This is a genomic window from Arthrospiribacter ruber (genome assembly GCF_019343195.1).
GTDB classification, from domain to species: Bacteria; Bacteroidota; Bacteroidia; order Cytophagales; family Cyclobacteriaceae; genus Arthrospiribacter; species Arthrospiribacter ruber.
Window position 1 is genome coordinate 42,196 of the sequence record NZ_RPHB01000011.1, and the last position, 19,776, is coordinate 61,971.

The following is a 19,776-nucleotide window of genomic DNA, read 5'->3' on the forward strand; positions in this document are numbered from 1 at the left end:
GTTATGAGGAAGTTTGGGTTAGCTTGTTTTTTGATATTAATAGCTTGCTTTTCCTGTGCCAAGAAATCTCAGGAAAATGCCCTCTTTGAATTGATGGATCCAGGATATTCCGGGATTGACTTTAGAAATGACCTCACTTCCACGGACAGCCTCAACATCATAGAATATCTTTATTTCTACAATGGGGGCGGTGTGGCATTAGGCGACATCAACAACGATGGCTTGGTAGATATTTATTTTACTTCCAATCAGGGGGAAAACAAGCTGTATCTCAATAAAGGGGATTTTCAATTTGAAGATATCACCGATCAGGCAGGAGTAAATGGAGAGGGAGGATGGTCTACAGGTGTGACCATGGCCGATGTCAATGGTGACGGTCTGCTGGACATTTACGTCTGCCAAGTAGGAGGCTATAAAGGACTTAAAGGGAAGAACAGGCTTTATATTAATAATGGGGACCTGACATTTACGGATCAAGCGGAAAAATACGGGGTTGATTTTGAAGGTTTTTCTACCCATGCAGTTTTTTTTGATTATGACCAGGATGGAGATTTGGACCTATATTTACTCAATCACTCTATCAAAAAACCGGAAGTATTTTCCCATGCTGACACCAAATTCACCTCAGTAGATGAAAGGGGAGGAGACAAACTTTTCAAGAACTTGATCAGCGAAGGAGAAGAAAAGATGGAGGAGGTGACCGCTGAAGCCGGGATTCTTTCCAGTAGTTTAGGCTTTGGCCTAGGAGTAGGCATTGCCGATGTCAATCAGGATGGTTGGTTGGACATCTATGTTTCCAATGATTTTACAGAAGATGATTACCTCTATATCAATCAGGGTGATGGGACCTTCAAGGAATCTTTGGGAGAGTATATCGCCCATACCAGCCGATACAGCATGGGAAATGATTTGGCAGATATCAATCAGGATGGTTTGCCTGATATTTTTACCACAGATATGCTTCCCGAAGATCCTGAGATCTGGATGAAATCGGTGGGAGAAGACAAGCAGGAAGTATTTGATGTCAAGAAGCGTATGGGCTATAAAGATCAGTACGTGCGCAACCACCTTCAGCTCAACCGCGGCAATGGGAAATTCAGCGACATAGCTCTGTTGACCGGTACCTTTGCCACAGACTGGAGTTGGTCTCCGCTTATTTTTGATATGGACAATGATGGACTTGGGGACATCCATGTCACCAACGGAATAGTCAAGCGGCCCAATGATCTGGACTTCATCCAATACAGTCAGTCACCGGGTGCTGGCCTGGAACCGCAGGAAATACAGGATAGAATGATTGAGATGCTTCCTACCATGAAGCTCTCCAATTATGCATTTAGACAAAGCGGTAAGCTACAATTCGAAAATGTAGCATATGATTGGGGACTGGGACAGCCTTCCTATTCCAATGGATCGGCTTATGCTGATCTGGATAATGATGGTTATTTGGATTTGGTGATCAATAACCTCGATCAGGAAGCTTTTCTCTACAGAAACCTCAGTAAAGAAAAGCTGGGAAACAATTTCCTTCAGGTGGAACTGAAAGGAGATGCCTGGAATGTGTTTGGAATAGGTGCACAGGTTTGGGTCTTTGCAGGGGACAATACCTGGCAGCAGACCTTAAGTACATCGCGGGGCTTTCAGTCAGGTGGTTCTCCCAAGTTGACTTTTGGTTTGGGCAAAGTGGAGGAAATAGATTCCATAGTCGTCAGTTGGACTGCCAAAGAAGTAGAGAAATTTGAAAAGCAATCTGCCGGACAGAAAATAACCTTGGCCAAAGGCAAGGGTGAAAGGTCTTACAGACCAAAAAAGGAATTTCCGGAACCTGTCTTCACAATAGCAGAAGTAGATCTGGATTGGAAACATGAAGAAAACCTTGATTTTGACGAATTCAGGAGGGAGTACCTCTTGCCCAGACGTTATGGAATGGAAGGACCTGCAATGACAGTAGGGGATATGAATGGAGATGGATTGGATGATATTTTCATAGGGGGGGCTAAGGGTCAAGCTGCTGTTTTATATTTTCAGCAGGAAGACGGGAGTTTTGAAAAAAGGGAAAACAGATTTTTTGAACAGCTTAAAGTAGCGGAAGATGTAGTGGCTGTATTGGAAGATCTGAACGGGGATGGTTTCCCGGATTTGTATGTTGGAGGTGGGGGAAATGAATACAAAAGTGGAGAACTATTCAATTTTGACCGGATTTTTTTCAATGATGGTGAAGGGGATTTTTCATTCTCAATGAATGCACTGCCTCCAATTGGAGAAAATACCTCTACCATAGCCGTTCATGATGTAAACGGAGATGGGTTCCCGGATATTTTCGTGGGGGCATCGGTAGTAAGCGGAAGTTATGGTACTGAACCTAAATCAGTCCTATTGATCAATGATGGCAAAGGGGTGTTTTCAGATCAGACTGCTGATTATTTTGGTGAAAATCCAGGATTTGGAATGGTTCAAAAGGCTGTTTGGCAAGACTTGGATGGAGATGAGGAAAAAGAATTGGTGCTGGCAGGTGAATGGAGTCCTGTTATGGTCTTCAAAAAGCAAAGAGGAGGAACCTACCAACGAATTCTGAGTAAGGAGCTTGCCGTTACAGCAGGTTGGTATACCGGTCTGTATCCGGAAAATGGGTCTGGTCAGATAGAGTTTTTTTTGGGTAACCTAGGTCTAAATTCAAAACTGAAGGCAGAAGCTGAAAAACCCGTATGGCTGTATCTGCATGATTTTGATGGAAATGGTCAGACGGATCCAATAATTTTCCATTATATGAATGGCAGGTTGGTGCCTTTTGCCAGTAGGGACGATTTGATCAGGCAGATTCCTGCGATCAAAGGACAACATTCGGATTACAAAAGTTACAGTAAGTTGGAAAATTCTGAGGGATTGTTTGAGAAAAACATGCTGAAGCAGGCAGACCAAAAACCTTTCAGGAACCAAAATTCTGGGGTATTGAAGATCAAAGAGGGCAAAGAATTGGATTTTGAAGCTTTTCCAATTGAGGCTCAGTTTGGGCCAATAAGAGATTTCGAAAGGTTCCAGGACAGCAAAGGGGAAGAGTATCTCCTTGCGGTGGGGGATTTTGGTGGTTTCAGGAATGATTTGGGCAATGCTGCTGCCCAGCCCCTGACTTTACTTAAGTTAGAAGAAGGACAATGGAAATACGTTCCTATTTCTTTACCTGCCAATACATACTGGGGAGAATACCGCTATGTACAAAAAATAGAAATTCAGGGTAAGGACCATCTTTTGGCTGTAAGAAACAATGAGAGTCCTGTATTTTTCAGGATACATTAGATTCACTGCTGAAAATCATACAAATCAGTATTCATGAAATAATGTAAAATTGGTATTATTCCTTAGCTTTGGAGTCAAACTTCCCGGTTTTTGCCAGTGTTTTTGACTGACTGATAGGGATTTGTTAAATTTGAATAACAAAAGATTAAAGATTAGCATGAAGAGTTTATTCAACAATATGTTCCTGATAGCCCTGTTGGTAATTGTGTTGGCGTCCTGTCAGGAAAATGGGGAATATGAAGATGTGATCACAGATGGGAGTTATCAGACAGCTGCCCAGATCAGATTGACCAATGTCATCATCCATGATATTTTCTCCCCACCTGTGGCCAGCAGGATATATGCCTATCCGTCCATAGCCGCATATGAAGTGGCTGTATTGGCGGATCCACAGTACAAGTCTATGATGGGGCAGCTCAATGGATTTGAGAAAAGGGACTTTGAGGTTCCGGAAGATGTTTATTTACCCTTGGCCTCATTGGCCGCTTATTACAAAACGGCTACAGCTTTGATTTTTTCTGAAGAAAAAATGACCAGTCACAGGGATATGGCATTCGAAGAAATACGTAAAAAGGGAGTTCCAAAGAAAGTATTTCAAAAATCTGTGGCTTTTGGAGAGGAAGTAGCTGAACATGTGATTGAATATTCCAAGAAGGATAATTATCACCAAAGCAGGTCTTTTGAGAAGTACACCGTGAGCAATGATCCCAATACCTGGCAACCTACCCCTCCGGCATACATGGAAGGTATTGAGCCGCATTGGAACAAGATCAGGCCCTTTGCTTTGGATTCTGCAGGCCAATTTAAATCAGTTCCACCCACTGAATTCTCAAATGATCCTTCCTCACTATTTTACAAAGAAGCTGAAGAGGTTTTTCATACCATCAATAACCTCACCGATGAGCAAAAAGATATTGCATTCTTTTGGGATTGTAATCCTTACAAAGTAAATGTAAAGGGCCATGTGATGTTTGCGGAGAAAAAAATCACTCCGGGAGGACACTGGATGGGAATAGCTTCTATCGCTGCCAAAGCTGATGGGCGGGACTGGAAAGGTACTGCGGAGGCTTTGGCTTTGACCAGTGTGGCGCTATTTGATGGTTTTATTGCCTGCTGGGATGAGAAATACAGGTCTGTATTGATTCGTCCAGAGACCTATATCAATAAGTATATAGATGAGGATTGGTTGCCATTATTGCAGACACCTCCTTTTCCTGAGTATACTTCCGGTCACAGTGTGATTTCCAATGCCGCCTCCAAAACCCTGACCAAGATATTTGGGGAGCCTTTTCATATTGTGGATTCTACCGAAGTTGCCTATGGCCTTCCGATCAGGGAGTTTGAATCTTTCAGACAAGCAGCAGACGAAGCGGCGATAAGCAGGCTTTATGGGGGGATCCATTACATGCCGGCGATTGTCCACGGTTCCACTAAGGGACAAAAAGTCGGAGAGCATTTGTTGGGAAAAGTCAGTACCAAGACCGAAAACCTTGCCGAGAATTAAAATTCAGGTAAATACTAATATACTAATTTTCCCAGACCTGTCAGACTTTAAAAATCTGACAGGTCTTTAAGTTTCAGGCTGATTTATAAAGTAGAAATGAAATAAATCTTACGTTTATTTTTTTGCTATATTTATTGAATAAATCAAAAAACATATGTTATCTAGCTCTGTTTTTCTATGGCAAATTTTCAATTTCTTACTGTTGATAGGTTTGGTTTATCTTGTTTTTAGGGTTCTCCTCGTGTTTTTGAAAAGAAGTTGATTTATTTATCTGATCGAAAAGCTTAATTTTGACGGGTAAATAATAAAAACCGATGGAACTGCTTTTAAAATACTTTCCCCACCTTACGGAAGATCAGATTGATAAATTCAAAAAACTTGAAGCACTGTATGCGGACTGGAATGAAAAGATCAATGTAATCAGCAGAAAGGATGTGGAGCATTTTTATGAAAGACATGTCCTTCATTCATTGGGGATCGCCAAAGTGATACAGTTTGAACCTGGAACAAAAATCCTGGATATAGGAACAGGTGGAGGCTTTCCTGGCATTCCATTGGCGATAATGTTTCCGGATTGTCACTTTCATTTGGTGGATTCTATAGGCAAGAAAATCACGGTGGTAAAAGATATTGCCCGGCAACTTAAGCTAAGCAACGTAGAAGCACAGCAAGCCAGGGCAGAAGCCTTGGTCAGGAGGTATGACTTTGTAGTCAGTAGGGCAGTGACCCGCTTTACCAATTTTGTCCCTTGGGTAAAAAATAAGTTCAGGAAGGAAGATATCAATGAAATGCAGAACGGCATGTTATTGTTGAAAGGGGGAGACGTGGATGAAGAGATGGAAGAGAGGAATGTCGGTTACATCACTTATCATCTCGAAGATTACTTCAAGGAAGACTTTTTTGAAACCAAAAAGGTGGTCTATGTTCCCTGGGAAGGGAAAAGGTGAGTTGTTGTTTTTTTATTTATGGCTATACTAGTTTAGGTTTTTTGAATTTTTCGATCGTTTGGTTCGTTTTTATTGTACATTGAAAAATGTAAAGGCTGCATAAGAGTTGTAGTGTAGGTATGATTAGTGGAAAAGTCACAAATAATCTAAAAAATGAAAGAGATGAAAACAGCGCTTCAAATTGATTTGACTTTTGACCAGGTTTTGTCTATAGTCAAACAACTGTCAAAGGAGGAAAAGCTAAAGCTTTCAAAAGAACTGGAAAAGGAGGTGATTGAAAGCAGGCTTTCACGTCTTTTGGATACTTTTAAAACTGATGAATTGGATCTAAAAACCATATCTGAGGAAGTAGAATTCGTAAGACAACAGTTTTATGAAAAAAAATCAAGTTAAAGTCATCTTTGACACCAATATTTGGATAAGTTTTTTAATTGGTAAACGACTTTCACAGATTAAGAAATATATAATCGATGGAAGGATTAAGATTGTATTTTGTGAGCAGCTGCTTGATGAAATTGAAACAGTAACAAGTAGACAAAAACTTAAGAAATACTTTCCACAGGAAAGTGTTAAGGAATTAATAGACCTTCTTGAAGCTATAGGACAAAACGTTGAAATCAGATCAAAAAATATCGTAAGCAGAGATCCGAAAGATGATTTTCTTTTTGATTTGATCGATTTTTCAAATGCTGATTTCTTAGTGACTGGGGATAAGGATTTACTTGAAATGAACCCTTTTAAAACAGCTCAAATTATTACACCGAAAGAATTTGAAGATCTCATAAAAGGGTTTACTTGATATTTTCATTTATTTCAATTCCAATATCCAGCTTTCCAAAGGTTCTAGGTCCACTCTTATTTTGGCAGTTCGGTTTTCGACAATCAATTTGGGGTTTATGCTTCCGTACAAACGTTCTTCCAGCGGATACTCTCCGTCCTGCAGTTTCCATTTGCTGACCAAATCTCTCGGCAGTTGCAACTCAAAACCAAAACTGTCCTTCGGATCGAAATTACTCACGATAATCAGTCTTTGGCCGTCGGCCCACCGGGCAAATGAAAACACCTTGTCATTGTACCATTCTGTGTTTTCCCGATTATAGGAGTGGATTTCCATATATTCACCTCCCAAAGCAGGACTGTGAAGGGTGAAGGTCAAAAGCCTGGAATAAAAGTCCCGTAATTCTTTCTCTTCATTACTGAGTTTTCCTCCGTCAAATTTTCCCTCGTTCATCCATCGCTGATGATGTGGGACCCCGATATAGTCAAAAATTGAAGTTCGGCTTGGACTTCCAAAACCTGCATCCTCCGCACCTGGTTCACCTACCTCCTGGCCAAAGTAAATCATCATAGGACCAGCATCAATGGTAGCTGATACCACTGCGGCAGGCTTGGCTTTATTAGGATTGCCGGCAAACTCAGGACTTGCTATCCTTTGCTCATCATGGTTCTCAAGAAAATGCAGCATGTGCGCGCTGATATCTGATAGCCCTGTCTGTATGGGGGCAAGGTTGTCGGTAGATCCTTTTTGCTGTATGATATTTTTGAGTGTATCATACAGCTCTACTTTGTCGTAGAGGTAGTCCATTTTGCCGAGATGAATATAATCTCTGTATGCATTAGGGTTATAGATTTCAGCCAACAAAAAGGACGCAGGATTTTCAGTTTTTATCGCCGAATTCATAAATGACCAAAATTCTACCGGTACCATCTCTGCCATGTCAAACCTGAATCCATCTACTCCTTTTTTGGTCCAAAAGAGAGCTATGTCCCTGAATTTTTTCCAAGAATCCGGAACATCCTTATCCTTCCAGAATTCAAAATGGGCCTTGTAATCTTTCTCTGCATATTCCGCAGGCAATTGCGGGAAATCCATACTGCCATCAGGTTTTACCCCATAATTTACTTTCACTGTTTCGTACCAGTCATGAAAATGAGGCTGGGCTTCTCTGGATCCGTTGCCTGTCCATTTGGCAGGAGATTCGTCAAATTCTCCATTTGCAAGAGGATGTTTCTCTCCGCCCAAAGGCTTATAACCGTCCAAAGGCTCTGGTACCTTAAAGTCTTTTCCCGGGATATAATAAAAATTATTATCTCTTTTATAGGCTACAGAAGTGTCATCATCAGCACCGAAATCTTTGATCCCATCAGGGTTGTTTTTGCCTTCATATTTTCTGGCTACGTGATTGGGGACAATATCTATGATCACCTTCATGCCATGCCTGTGGGTCCGCGCAATCAATGCCTCAAACTCCTCCATTCTCTTAGCCGGATCATCTGCAAGATCGGGATTTACCTGGTAATAGTCTTTTACGGCATAAGGGGAACCTGCCCTTCCTTTGACCACGTCGGGGTCATCATCGCTGATGTCATAAGCTGTGTAATCCCTAATCACAGCATGATGAGGAATGCCCGTATACCAAATGTGACTGACTCCAAGTTTTTTGATTTCCTCCAAGGCTTGATCCGAAAAATCCGAAAATTTACCGACTCCATTTTCCTCAATGGTTCCCCAAGGTTTGTTAGTGGAATTGGTATTGCCAAAAAGTCTGGTAAAAACCTGATAAACGACTATTTTATGTTGCTCTTGCATGGCTAATTCTTCAAGGTTTTGTTCGGTTTCTCTTTGGCAGGCCATCGTTGTAACCGCAGCCAATACCAGGATGGTAAAAATTTGTATCCAATTTCTCATAAAGCTAAAGTACAGCTTTCAGCTTGTTCTTGAGCAGATTTATCGGGTAAAAATCATTCAAAATTTATGCAAACGTTTGACATCTATGATGATTGACGGTAATAGGTAGCTCTAGTTTGTCAGGTTTGAAACAATCAAAATTAAAGCTGTTTTGACTTACAGGCCTTGCAGGTTTAACTTGGTCCGTTACTTTCACAAAGAAGGATTAGTATTTGAAGCGAGTATCAATATTTGTTTTAAAGTGGAGTATGATTTGGATACCTTTTTGGATGAATTTTCTTTCCCGTCCAGATCAGACTCAGCGATAAAACAGAGAATACTGCTAATAAAGATATAAAATTGATCATCAAGCGGGTCCATCCAATTTCAGGAAGATTGACAAATGGGTAGGGGTAAAATCCAGTGACCAAGCCGTGTGACATTGCCCAAATAAAGTACAAAAATGGATACAGTAACCATTTTGGAACCTTATTCCAAGTTACTTTTTCCTTTTCTTCAAATTTGAACCAGAAAAAAAGGACTAATAATGGATTGATGGAATGTAAGAGTTCATCGACTACTCTAGCCATTCCCTGTGGATCCCAAATGGGCCTTAACACCACCTGATATACTAATCCTACCACTAAAATATAGACTGTTATGGAGCTTAAAGTGCCGGGTTTGTTCCAAATGCTTTGTGATCGCTGACTGCCTCGTAAAGCATGTTTTGTGAAATAAACAGCCACAAGTGTATTGGTTAGAATGGTAAAAAAGCTCAAAAATCTTATGGTGGTTTCCATAATTCCAGCCTCCCTGTTTTCCAGCATCAGAAAGTACTGAATTATAACTGCCAGCCATGAGATTAGTCCAAAAACAAGGGCATAAGTCTTTTTCATTAAATTTCATATAAAAGTCTATACACAAATACAGCACTTCTTTTGATAAGATCCGGGAACTCTTTCATATTGATAGTTTCGGCAGGAGAGTGGGCACCTGTTCCCGAAGCGCCTATCCCATCTATGCAGTCTAGATATTCACCAATATAGGAAATGTCTCCACCACCTCTTGAGCCCGGATCTCCCGGCTCTACTTTACCAAAGCCCATTGCTTCGCTGACTTCACTCAGCCTTTCTACCAGTTTGTAATTGCCTGCTGTGGGCACCATAGAGGGTATGCCGTCCTGAAAAATGATTTCTGCACTGGTTTGATTGAGGTTGCGTGAGACAATTTCTCTCATTTTTTCGCGGGCAGCTTCTTTTTGTTCCTCGCCCAGAAACCTCAGGTCACCTGTCACCAAAGCCTCTCGCGCTACGATATTCGTCTTGCCCAATGCTTCACCTTCTCCAGAATTGGAATCATAGCTGATATCTGAGCCTCCGATGATCTGACCAGGGTTGAAAGTGAGGTATTGTTCTCCTTCAAGTTCTTCCCGGAAGGTATTCAGGATCCTGGCAGCCTCGTAAATGGCTCCATATCCTGCATTTGGCTTGAACACTCCCGAGGAATGAACTTGTTTCCCTCCGGTTTTCAGGGTCCAGGTAGAGGCGCCTCTTCGGGCCACAGTGGCGATATTGAAGCCTTGAGCAGTTTCGTAACCTAGTGCATAATCGTGTTGCTTGGCTCTTTCTATGAAGTCCGCCCTACTGACATGGGAAGGGTGTCCGGCATTTTCTTCATCTCCATTGAAATACACAGTAATGGTCCTGTCCTCCAGCAGGCCAAGCTCGTGCAGTGCTTTGAGCGTGGCAAAGATCATGACATTTCCTCCTTTCATGTCATTGGCTCCCTGACCTGTTGCAGTACTGTCATTTACCAAGGTGAAGGGGTAAAATGGCATGTCTTTTTCAAAGACAGTATCCAAATGACCGATGAAAAAAAGTTTTTTGCCTTTGCTACCTTGTCTACTTGCTACAAAGTGACCCGCTCTTCGTAAGGAATCCGGTAGGCTGATCCACTCGGTTTTGAATCCGATTTTGGCAAATTCCCTCTCGAATACCTTACCTACTTCCCTGACACCTTCCAGATTGAGCGTGCCGGAATTGATATTGACCGTCTCTTCAAGCAAGGCAACCGTCTCTGAATAGTTTTTGTCTATGAGGGAAATAAGCTCTTTTTCAACTTCTGAGATCTCTTGGGCGTAGGATAAATTGATAGAGAAAAGAATAAACAAAAGGCAATAAAGTATTTTTCGCATCATTATTGTATTATTATTGGCGTGAAATCTAAGATAAAAGGCAATTCCTGCAATTTTCAGGGATATGGTGAAACATGCCAGCCTAATCAAAGTTAAAATTAATTGGGAATTATATAGCCTTGAAGAGGTATTTGATCCCATAATTTTAATGAGAAAAATTAAAAACTAATACTTATGCAAAATTCAGTAACATATCAGACCCTTTTCTCTCTTTGGGAATTTTTCAAATCTTGGCTGGAAGGAAATGTTTCCGGTCAAGCCCAACACCCGGAGCCAGTGCCAATTCCTGTGGCAAATCCTTCCAATAATGGGGAAAACAATTAAGCTTTTGATTTAAGGTGACTCCGCCTTTTATTGGGTGATGGAATACATTTACAAAAATTCTAAAGATTCCCAGTTAGGTTGAACTAAACTAATTTCTTATGCGAAAATTACTATATACAGCGCTTATTGGTATAATAATGGCCTTCATGATGTCTTGTGGAGGTGATCTGACCACCAAGGAGGTGTCCACTCCAGAACTTGAAATGACGGCAGAAGGGCCTCTCTTTGAAGGCTCAAATACAGCCACCGCAACTTGGGAGTTTGATCTTGCAGAGCTGCTTGCTGGTGAGGGAAGCAAAGTGTCCAAAGCAAAGGTGACCGCAATCTCCGTGGAACTTGTACCTGATGACGAACTTCCAAGCTTGGAGAAAATCGTATTTGAGGTCACTTCCAAAAATACCTCAATGACCAGAATAGGTCTCTTTGAAGGCAGTCTCGTGCCCGGTCAGGAAACGGAACTCTCTGTAGCCGGTAAGCAGGATAATCTTGCTTCGGCTTTTGAGGATGGCAAAATGACATTTGTCGGAGACTTTGACTTGCTGGCAGAAGAATATTGGGACAATGTCACTTTTAAGGTGAAAGTTACTTTCGAACTTGGAATCAAATAATCATATAAACTCAAAATAACAATGAAAAAAATACTTGCATCACTCGCTTTCTTATTGGTTTGCACCTTTGCCTTTGCCCAAGAGGCGGACGACTTGGTAGGGGTGTGGGAACCTGGACATGGTAAAGCCAGGGTTAAAATTGACAACATTGATGGTAAATACTATGGGAGAATAGTATGGCTTAAAGAGCCTAACGATCCCGAAACAGGCAAGCCAAAAGTGGATGCCAATAATCCGGATGAGAGTATGAGAAATGTTCCTCTTAGAGGTTATAGAATGCTCAAAGACTTCGAATACAAAGGTAAAGGGGTTTGGGAAGAAGGTACCATTTATGATCCTGAATCCGGAAACACCTACAGCAGTGTGATTACCATGAAAGATGAAAACACCTTGGATATCAGAGGATATGTGGGTGTGAAAACCTTCGGTAGGTCAGATACTTGGAGAAGGCTTAAAGTAAAATAAAAAGATGAAGAAAAATTATCTTGTTCTGCTGATGGCGATCTTGCTGTCAGCAGTTTCTTTTCCTTTGCTGGCCCAAGAAGAAGAGGAAGAAGATTGGGATATGTATGATGACTTGGAACTGGTAGATGAGTCCAAGGTAAAAAGGTTTGCCAAGCCTACGATAGTCGGCTTGAGTCCAACCCGTTTTTTTTCAGTTTCTTATGACCATCAGTTGCCTTATGATATGAACTTGTCTTCGGCAAGATTTCCGGCAAGCGGAAATTCAGGCTGGGGAGTAGACGAAGCTGCGCCGATATCGGAGTCCGGAAGGGTCAACTTTACCGGAGGAATCAGGTTCAATTCCAATGTTCCGGTTATTTCAAAGAGTAACCTGGTATGGCAAAGTGGACTGAATTACATGCGTGTCGGCTATAACATCAGTAATGTAGAACAGTCAGGAGATGCCTCCGGACTGACTCAGGTTCTGGACGAAAGGGGCTTGAACAACCTCAATTGGACAAATACCTTTTTTGTTCCGATTTCAGAAGAAAACTTCTTTATTTTCCAGGGAGCTCTGGACCTCAGCGGGGATTATGGCTGGGACCTTCAACCTTTTAATACGGTGAGGTGGAGTCTTGCAGCGGTGTATGCCAAAAGGGTATCCGAAAGGAAAAGATGGGGCCTGGGCCTTGCAAGAACTTACAGGGTAGGTAATTTGAATTATGTACCTGTAGTGATGTATGATGTGACGAGTGCGGATAGGAAATGGGGTACAGAAATCCTTTTTCCCGCGCGGGCACATGGCAGGTACAATTTCAGCAAAAATGCGCTCTTGCTTTTTGGATATGAGCTGGAAGGACAAAGTTATAGAATAGACGGTTTTTCTGTCGGCAATAACAGCTATGAGATCCGGCGGGGCGAATTGAGACCGAGGGTAGAGTTTCAGCGACAGTTATCTGGGCCTTTCTGGATGCATTTTCAGGCCGGATACCGGATGGATTGGACATTTAATGCCGACGAGCTCGAAGGTAGCCGCGAATTCTTTAGAGGTTTCTTTGGAACTCAGGAGTATGGCATGATCAATAATTTGAGCAATACAGTATATTTCAATATAGGGCTGAGTTTTGTGACCTTGTAATAGACTGCTTGTCAGTGAATATACCTTTTTGATTTGGTCTTTTTCACCTATATAGGCCGCTTCAAAAAGGTATATTTATTTTTTAAGAAATTATTTTATTTTTCGAGGTTTCTCTAGTTATTTGCTGGAAATATTCAACAGCTAAACTATGAAACTTAAAATCAGTTTTTTGCAAGTATTGGCCATAAGCTTATTACTTGTTGTTTTCTCTTGTGGAGAAAAAGATGAGCCAAGAGTGTCTCCGATAGTCGGTACTTGGGCATACAGCAGTTACAATTTGGATATAGCCATCAATGGGCAGCCAATTGTACAGTTTTTACAGGCAATTGGGGCAAGTGCGCAAGAGGCGCAGGAAGCAGCCAATGAGATCAAAGATGAATTCTTTTCTGACGAAGACTTTGAAGGAACTGAGCTGATATTTGATGCAAATGGAAATTACGAAATCAGGCAAAATGGAACTCTAGATGAAAGTGGTACATATGAACTTTTGGAAAATAACACCAAGCTACGCCTTACATCTTCAGGAGATGTGACTGATTTTACGGTCAGACAGCTGACCAATAACCGCCTTGGAATTTCCTTCATCGAAGAAGAAAGTGATGATTTCTTTGGTATTGGGCTTCCTGTTTTGGTGAGAGTAGAACTGGAATTGAATTTTGTGAAATAGCGTATGGAAAGTTGACAGGTTCATTTCTGATTGGGATTGGAGTGCCTCCTAATTACTTTTCTTTTTCTAGATAGAAGAGGGCAAAGGATTTAAGAGGCTGTCTCATATATTGATCTTCAGATTTATTAACCAAGCAAAATTCTGTTTAAGAATCAATCCCTTTGTGGCTTAGTGGCTTTGTGGCTAAAAATGCCACGAAGGCTCTAAGACACAAAGTTTCACTGATTACAAACCAAATAAAATTTTGGTAATTTTTTAAAGTATTGAATTATGAGACAGCCTCTTTTTTCTTTTAGGAATTTGGCTAGATACAGGGTCTGTCTTTCAGGTTGGATGTTTAAACAATTAGGTTTAGCTTTAGATAATTTAGAAATATCCGCAATGAGTTGCGCTATTTACGCTATAAGGAACAAAAGGCGAAATAGTTGCGGGAAGAGAACTGTTATGCACTTTTCTAAAAAAGAAAAACCTAAGAATAAAATGACGGAAATTTTGTAAATCCGTCAAGGTATTAAAATCAAAACATATGTTTGCTACAATCGAAATTGATAGGGTTAACCTAACAATCATGGGGGTGAAATTTTCAGATTTAAAGACATTAGAAAGCACAGCAAATGCTTTAGGAAGTAATATGTTTGAAGGTTTTAGACCTACGCCCAAAGGGGTTGAAATAATCCGGGATTATGTAATAGGCAAAATTTCATTGGGTGAATTAGTGAAGTTTGCGGAAGAAAAGGCTTATGTCTGATTCTTATAAGTACATAGACTTTGATTATACTTATGTAGACCCAAAACCAGGAATTTTAAAAAACATTCCGGGAATTACAGACCCAGATGTATTACTTTTAAAAAAGAACAGTCCATAACGGTCAGGTTAACCACCTACAATGAGGTCTCTCACTGTGTCGGGGTTAAATTGGTCGTTAGCAAAATTTATTAATGAAAATGCGAATCTTCCTGGGAGGAAACAATGAATTTTTTATCGGAAATGAGATAATACCAAGGTTTCAATTCACCTCAATATTGGTAAACCAAATAAACTTGACACCGTCCACATTTTTGTGTTCAGTAGCAAAGGTTACACCATTGAAATCTTTTTCAGCTTCCCAAGTGAAGGGTCTTCCCTCATCTCCATTTCCTTTACGAAATACCCACTCTTTAATCATTTTGTTGCTGTCCAAATACAAGTCATACGCATCTCCTGGAGTGTAACCGTCCTCATCGTTGTACACTATGGTCAATTTGGTAGACTTGTCTCCTGATATCGGTGCATTTGCTTCTTCTTCCACATCATAAGTGTATCCGGAATCCCAAGCCAACTGGAATGGATACATCAACCAATATTTGTCGTTGATAAATCCTGCATCAGCTTTAGGCATTTCTTCTTTTGGAAGGTCAAGGCTATAGGTATAACTTGTATCAGAATCCGCATAGTAAACTGTGCGGTCTTTGATATTCCATTTCCAGTCCCTTGTCCTGACGTCTGGTCCTACCTGTACGTTCCAGGTATAGGCAATTGAATTGAGCTTGTCAAAATTTTCTATGCCGTAGGCTTGCGCCACTTGCATGGGAAGTGTTTTTTCTTCAGGTTGGCTGCAGGAAAGGCAGAACCATACTGTCAATACAAATAAGGTATAGCTGAGGTTTTTCATGGATTCGGTGGTTTTGTAATTATTGAATGTAAGCTTTTTTCGCGGAAAATGTTTTTCTGATATAGAAATCAGTGCCAAGATCAAACTCATTGGAGCTCTGTAATAGAAGATGGAGCCGGAAATTCTATGGAAAAAGGGCTTACTTTTACTCCAAATAGGGGCTTGAATTGACTGATGTCAGGAAAACGCTTGGCATTGATTTTCAAAGATTCAATTTTGGCCAATTTCCCCCAGCCTGATCCCCTGGGTTCTGTATGGAATGATCTTCTGTTCCATTGCTGGTGCAATTTGAGTGGTAATATTTTAGTGCTGACAGGGAATGCTATTCCTTTATGGCTGATCTTACAGAAAAAAAGAGGTTCATCTTCCTCACCCACTCCTATGGTATCCAAACCCTTCTCCGATTCCCAGATAATGGGAAGGGTTATTTTGGGAATACCCCAGTTGTACCTGCCGTTTTGTGTACTACTTTCTGAGTTGACGATGATGTGGGATATGCTTTGTCTGTTTTCAGGCTTGAATTTTCCAGGGATCAGGAGCAGTTCCTTATATGGTCCTACAGGTGAATCATAATAGTTGACCAACATCAGGTAGCCAAACCCTCCTTTAAATTCCCCCTTTAGGTACTGAGGAATCAATGGGTGATCATTGATCCATTTTTTGGGAAACCTGTAAAGAAGAATAATTCCTTCTCCTTTCAGTTGCCAAGGAGGAGGGAAGTGCGTTTCGGGTTTTTGTAGTACACTCATCTTTTTCGGAAAATAAAATCCGTGGACACAGCTTCATCGACTTCTTCCCTGAGCATCATCGCAACTTGCCCACGGTGGTAGGTGCCGTGATTGACTATGTGCGTCATGATGTCTTGTATGGTGTCATTGAATTGCAACCCTTTGGAGGTTTTATAAGAAATAATTTGCTCCAAATTTGATTCGCTTAAGATTTCTGAAGTTTTCTGATGCACTGCTTGGTTAATGGACTTCAGGCTGTCCAAAGGGTGTACTTGCCAAACCCCGTAATGTTGGGATTTTCCTAAAATACGATTGTTCCAGATGTCTTGGGCATTGAGAATATGGGAAAAAATGCGCAGGCAATTTTCAGAAACCCGGCCTTTGTGCTTTTCAAGAATTAGAATAATCTTCTCATTGCTGCTTAGGTTGTACTGAAAAAAGTCCTCAAGAAAATGTTTCATGACTTTGGATTTAATAAGGTGATGGACTGATGCTGGTCCAGCCCCCATCGATGATCAGGTTTTGACCTGTGATGTGGCGGGCTTCTTCTGATACCAGAAAGGCAGCAGCATGGGCAATGTCTGTGACAGTGGCAGGCCTTCCCATTGGAGTGATTTTGGACCATGTTTTTTCATAATCTTCATCCATGGCCGTTCTTTTGGTCAGTGTAGCTCCAGGAGCAATGGTGTTGACATTGATATGGTATTGGGATAGCTCGATGACGAGATTCTTTGCCAACATTTCTATGGCTGCCTTGCTCATGCCGTAGGCGGCGAGATTTTTATGGGCCTGATGTGCAGTGACCGAGGAAGTGAAAAGCAGGGAGCCACCGGATTCCTGTGTCTTCATGATTGATGCGGCTGCTTGTGCCAAAAAGAAAGTGCCTCCGGTATTCACCCTCATGACTTCCATAAAATCATCTTCCTGATATTGCCAAAAGTCCCCGTATAAAGTGATTCCTGCATTGGCTATGGCAATGTCCAGCTGTCCAAATTCTGAATTGGCCCTGTTGACCAGCTCGTGGATACAATCCCGGTCACCGGAATCTCCCTGTATACCGAGGATTTTTCCTTTACTTCCGGGCCGTAGAAATGCCAGGGCATCTTCCAGCAGGCCACCCTCCAGGTCGTTGAGGATGATATGATGTCCCTTGAGGGTAATGAGCCGGGCGATTTCGAGACCTATGCCCTGCCCGGCTCCTGTGATGATAGCTACTTTTTGCATAGCATGTTGATCAATGTGAATCTCTTTTCACTTCAGAACCTGAGGAGCCTTGAAGGAAATCAAAATCTACTCCATCATGTGCCTGATTGACTTTGTCAAGAAAAAGGTTGACATATCCCCTCTCATAAGGCAGGGATAGCGGCTTGAACGAGGATTTCCTTTTTTCCATTTCCTCCTCTGATATCAAGAGCTCCAAGGATCTGTTGGGTACATCGAGTTTTATCATGTCCCCGTTTTTGACCAAAGCCAATGGCCCACCAATGGCAGACTCAGGGGATACGTGCAATACTACTGTGCCATATCCGGTTCCGCTCATTCTGCCATCCGAAATCCTTACCATGTCTTTGATTCCCTTGTCCAGCAACTTTTTAGGAAGGCCCATGTTGCCTACTTCCGGCATACCTGGATAGCCTTTTGGGCCTACATTTTTCATTACCAAAACAGAATTCTCATCCACTTCCAGAGCTTCATTGTCAATTTTGGCTTTGTAGTCATCAATGTCTTCAAAAACTATGGCCTTTCCGGTATGTGTGAGCAGGTGAGGGCTGGCAGCTGAGGGTTTGATGACTGCACCATTTGGGCAAAGATTTCCTTTGAGAACAGCAATACCTGACTCGGGTTTGATGGGCTTTTCGAGTGTACCTATCAAATTCCTATCGTAGCACTCGGCATTGGCGATGTTTTCACCTAGTGTTTTACCATTTACTGTGATGCAGTCCCTATTGAGATGCTTTTGGATTTCTTTCATCACTGCTGGCATTCCTCCTGCATAAAACAAGTCTTCCACCCAATGCTCACCCGATGGCTGTACATTGGCTATCAAAGGGATCTTGGCAGAGAAATGGTCAAAATCGGTAAGGTCAAGGTCCACACCGATCCTTTTGGCAATTGCGGTGAGGTGAAGGATAAAATTGGTAGAGCCGCCGATGGCAGCATTGACCATAATGGCATTTTCAAAAGCCTGCCTGCTGAGGATTTTGCTCATTTTCAGGTCTTCTTTGACCATTTCCACTATCCGCATGCCGGCAAGGTGGGCCATTACCTTTCTTCTGGAATCGGCAGCAGGAATGGTGGCATTGTCCGGCAATGCCAATCCAAGAGATTCTACCATGGCAGCCATGGTGGAGGCCGTTCCCATTGGAGCGCAATGTCCAACTGATCTGGACATGGCCGCTTCCGCTTCGATAAAATCTTCTTGGGAAAGTTTTCCGGTCTTAAAGTCTTCTGCAAATCTCCATACATCGGAGGTGCCTATTTTTTTGCCCTTAAATCGACCCACCAACATCGGTCCTCCCGATAGGACCAGACTGGGGAGGTCTACGGAAGCTGCTCCCATGACAAGTGAAGGGGTGGTCTTATCGCATCCGCACATCAGGATGACCCCGTCCATAGGGTTGGCACGTATGCTTTCTTCCACATCCATACTGGCCAGATTTCTGAAAAGCATGGCGGTGGGTTTGATGGAGCATTCCCCCAATGACATCACGGGAAATTCAAGTGGAAATCCTCCTGCTTCCCAAACACCTCTTTTGACTGCTTCGGCGAGATCGCGGAAGTGGGCATTGCAGGGCGTGAGTTCGGAGTAGGTGTTGCAGATCCCGATGACAGGTTTTTCGCCTTCAAAAAGATGGTGGGGCAGGCCTTGATTTTTCATCCAGGAGCGGTAAATAAAACCGTCTTTACCGGTCCTTCCATACCATTCCTGACTCCTTAATTTCTTTTTTTTCATAGGTTAAATAGGGTTGAATGAAATTAAAATGCAGATCATTTTATTTAGAATTGAAGTTAGGAAAAGTTTTGGAGGAATAGTGGAGGATGAGCTACAAAATGTTAACTAAATAGATTGGTTTTGGAAAGTTTTATAGTCTTATTTACTTGTCACTTATCAAGTGACCCTAGCGATTATAAGATTGCCTGAAAACAAAGGTGTATACAAATAAATTTTTGATTTGAACTCCAACACCGGAAAAAATAATTTAAAACGATTTTATCACTTAAATAATTAAATAAGCATACCCAAAACTGGGTATTTTTTCTTGAAAACCTTAACTATTTATAGTTAATTCTTGGATAATAATAATAATAATAATAATAATAAATTTAAACAGTTAGTCGATTGGCTAATCGCTCTTGGCCAAGGGTTTTCATAAATTTTAAAGTTTTATTGTATATGAAAAAGTTTATTATAGGGATTGGTCTTTTGGCTCTAACCTTTGTAAATTTAATTCCTTCATTTGCGATTTGCAGGGATGGAAATGGTCAAATTGAAGTTGAAAATGGTAGAGTTTTTTCTGCAAATAATCTGGATGGCTCATGTTCAGATTGCGATTATACTTGCTCTATGCCTATTTCATCTATTCCTTAATCAAATCATAGTTCTGCTA

At 41.5% G+C, this 19,776-nt stretch carries 20 protein-coding genes; 12 read left to right on the plus strand and 8 right to left on the minus strand.

Annotated elements, in window-relative coordinates; translation table 11 throughout:
• Positions 1 to 3: 3 nt before the first annotated feature.
• From EGN73_RS19845 to EGN73_RS19865, 5 genes are all read left to right on the plus strand, one after another.
• Positions 4 to 3,294 (plus strand): VCBS repeat-containing protein, encoded by a 3,291-nt coding sequence (locus EGN73_RS19845; RefSeq protein WP_219293600.1) that lies wholly within the window; start codon positions 4 to 6, stop codon positions 3,292 to 3,294.
• A 157-nt stretch (positions 3,295 to 3,451) separates the two neighbouring features.
• Complete coding sequence (locus EGN73_RS19850; protein ID WP_219293601.1) at positions 3,452 to 4,798, plus strand: vanadium-dependent haloperoxidase; 1,347 nt, start codon at positions 3,452 to 3,454, stop codon at positions 4,796 to 4,798.
• A 314-nt stretch (positions 4,799 to 5,112) separates the two neighbouring features.
• Positions 5,113 to 5,745: a 16S rRNA (guanine(527)-N(7))-methyltransferase RsmG gene (rsmG, locus tag EGN73_RS19855; RefSeq protein WP_219293602.1), complete on the plus strand. Its 633-nt coding sequence runs from the start codon at positions 5,113 to 5,115 to the stop codon at positions 5,743 to 5,745.
• A 153-nt stretch (positions 5,746 to 5,898) separates the two neighbouring features.
• Entirely contained in the window at positions 5,899 to 6,138 is a 240-nt protein-coding gene (gene vap15 / locus EGN73_RS19860) for a type II toxin-antitoxin system VapB15 family antitoxin (RefSeq protein WP_246611681.1), read from the plus strand.
• Positions 6,119 to 6,544 carry a putative toxin-antitoxin system toxin component, PIN family gene (locus EGN73_RS19865; RefSeq protein WP_219293603.1) on the plus strand — a complete coding sequence of 142 codons (426 nt, stop codon included), beginning with the start codon at positions 6,119 to 6,121 and terminating at the stop codon, positions 6,542 to 6,544. The genes vap15 and EGN73_RS19865 overlap by 20 nt, the downstream gene beginning before the upstream one ends.
• Positions 6,545 to 6,553: 9 nt before the next feature.
• Here the strand turns inward: EGN73_RS19865 and EGN73_RS19870 are convergent, their stop codons facing one another.
• The 3 genes from EGN73_RS19870 to EGN73_RS19880 all read right to left on the minus strand — a co-directional run bounded on the left by EGN73_RS19870 (position 6,554) and on the right by EGN73_RS19880 (position 10,607).
• Entirely contained in the window at positions 6,554 to 8,434 is a 1,881-nt protein-coding gene (locus EGN73_RS19870) for an alpha-amylase family glycosyl hydrolase (RefSeq protein ID WP_219293604.1), read from the minus strand.
• A gap of 236 nt (positions 8,435 to 8,670) precedes the next feature.
• Positions 8,671 to 9,309 carry a Pr6Pr family membrane protein gene (locus EGN73_RS19875; protein ID WP_219293605.1) on the minus strand — a complete coding sequence of 213 codons (639 nt, stop codon included), beginning with the start codon at positions 9,307 to 9,309 and terminating at the stop codon, positions 8,671 to 8,673.
• Positions 9,309 to 10,607 (minus strand): M20/M25/M40 family metallo-hydrolase, encoded by a 1,299-nt coding sequence (locus EGN73_RS19880; RefSeq protein WP_219293779.1) that lies wholly within the window; start codon positions 10,605 to 10,607, stop codon positions 9,309 to 9,311. The genes EGN73_RS19875 and EGN73_RS19880 overlap by 1 nt, the downstream gene beginning before the upstream one ends.
• 174 nt (positions 10,608 to 10,781) lie before the next feature.
• On the opposite strand from EGN73_RS19880, the gene EGN73_RS19885 reads away from it, so the two are divergent.
• From EGN73_RS19885 to EGN73_RS19910, 6 genes are all read left to right on the plus strand, one after another.
• Positions 10,782 to 10,931 (plus strand): hypothetical protein, encoded by a 150-nt coding sequence (locus EGN73_RS19885; RefSeq protein WP_219293607.1) that lies wholly within the window; start codon positions 10,782 to 10,784, stop codon positions 10,929 to 10,931.
• Positions 10,932 to 11,029: 98 nt separating this feature from the next.
• Entirely contained in the window at positions 11,030 to 11,539 is a 510-nt protein-coding gene (locus tag EGN73_RS19890; RefSeq protein ID WP_219293609.1) for a hypothetical protein, read from the plus strand.
• Positions 11,540 to 11,560: 21 nt separating this feature from the next.
• Positions 11,561 to 12,004 (plus strand): DUF2147 domain-containing protein, encoded by a 444-nt coding sequence (locus tag EGN73_RS19895; protein WP_219293611.1) that lies wholly within the window; start codon positions 11,561 to 11,563, stop codon positions 12,002 to 12,004.
• Between the two features lie 4 nt (positions 12,005 to 12,008).
• Positions 12,009 to 13,121 (plus strand): DUF6268 family outer membrane beta-barrel protein, encoded by a 1,113-nt coding sequence (locus EGN73_RS19900; RefSeq protein WP_219293613.1) that lies wholly within the window; start codon positions 12,009 to 12,011, stop codon positions 13,119 to 13,121.
• 148 nt (positions 13,122 to 13,269) lie between these two features.
• On the plus strand, positions 13,270 to 13,788 hold the full coding sequence (locus EGN73_RS19905; RefSeq protein WP_219293616.1) for a copper resistance protein NlpE: 519 nt from the start codon (positions 13,270 to 13,272) through the stop codon (positions 13,786 to 13,788).
• Positions 13,789 to 14,314: 526 nt separating this feature from the next.
• Positions 14,315 to 14,536 carry an antitoxin VbhA family protein gene (locus EGN73_RS19910; RefSeq protein WP_219293618.1) on the plus strand — a complete coding sequence of 74 codons (222 nt, stop codon included), beginning with the start codon at positions 14,315 to 14,317 and terminating at the stop codon, positions 14,534 to 14,536.
• Between the two features lie 259 nt (positions 14,537 to 14,795).
• Here the strand turns inward: EGN73_RS19910 and EGN73_RS19915 are convergent, their stop codons facing one another.
• From EGN73_RS19915 to EGN73_RS19935, 5 genes are all read right to left on the minus strand, one after another.
• The gene (locus tag EGN73_RS19915) at positions 14,796 to 15,440 is read right to left on the minus strand and encodes a hypothetical protein (protein WP_219293620.1); all 645 of its coding nucleotides are present in this window, start codon (positions 15,438 to 15,440) and stop codon (positions 14,796 to 14,798) included.
• 86 nt (positions 15,441 to 15,526) lie between these two features.
• Positions 15,527 to 16,189 carry an acetoacetate decarboxylase family protein gene (locus EGN73_RS19920; protein WP_219293622.1) on the minus strand — a complete coding sequence of 221 codons (663 nt, stop codon included), beginning with the start codon at positions 16,187 to 16,189 and terminating at the stop codon, positions 15,527 to 15,529.
• Entirely contained in the window at positions 16,186 to 16,629 is a 444-nt protein-coding gene (locus EGN73_RS19925) for a DinB family protein (protein WP_219293624.1), read from the minus strand. Before EGN73_RS19925 ends, EGN73_RS19920 begins: the two co-directional genes overlap by 4 nt.
• Before the next feature lie 10 nt (positions 16,630 to 16,639).
• Positions 16,640 to 17,392, minus strand: a complete 753-nt coding sequence (locus EGN73_RS19930; RefSeq protein ID WP_219293626.1) for an SDR family NAD(P)-dependent oxidoreductase — start codon at positions 17,390 to 17,392, stop codon at positions 16,640 to 16,642.
• A 10-nt stretch (positions 17,393 to 17,402) separates the two neighbouring features.
• Positions 17,403 to 19,121, minus strand: coding sequence for an IlvD/Edd family dehydratase (locus tag EGN73_RS19935; protein WP_219293628.1), 1,719 nt, complete (start codon positions 19,119 to 19,121; stop codon positions 17,403 to 17,405).
• A gap of 441 nt (positions 19,122 to 19,562) precedes the next feature.
• On the opposite strand from EGN73_RS19935, the gene EGN73_RS19940 reads away from it, so the two are divergent.
• A complete protein-coding gene (locus EGN73_RS19940; RefSeq protein ID WP_219293630.1) occupies positions 19,563 to 19,757 on the plus strand; it encodes a hypothetical protein in 195 nt (64 codons plus the stop codon).
• Positions 19,758 to 19,776: the final 19 nt, after the last annotated feature.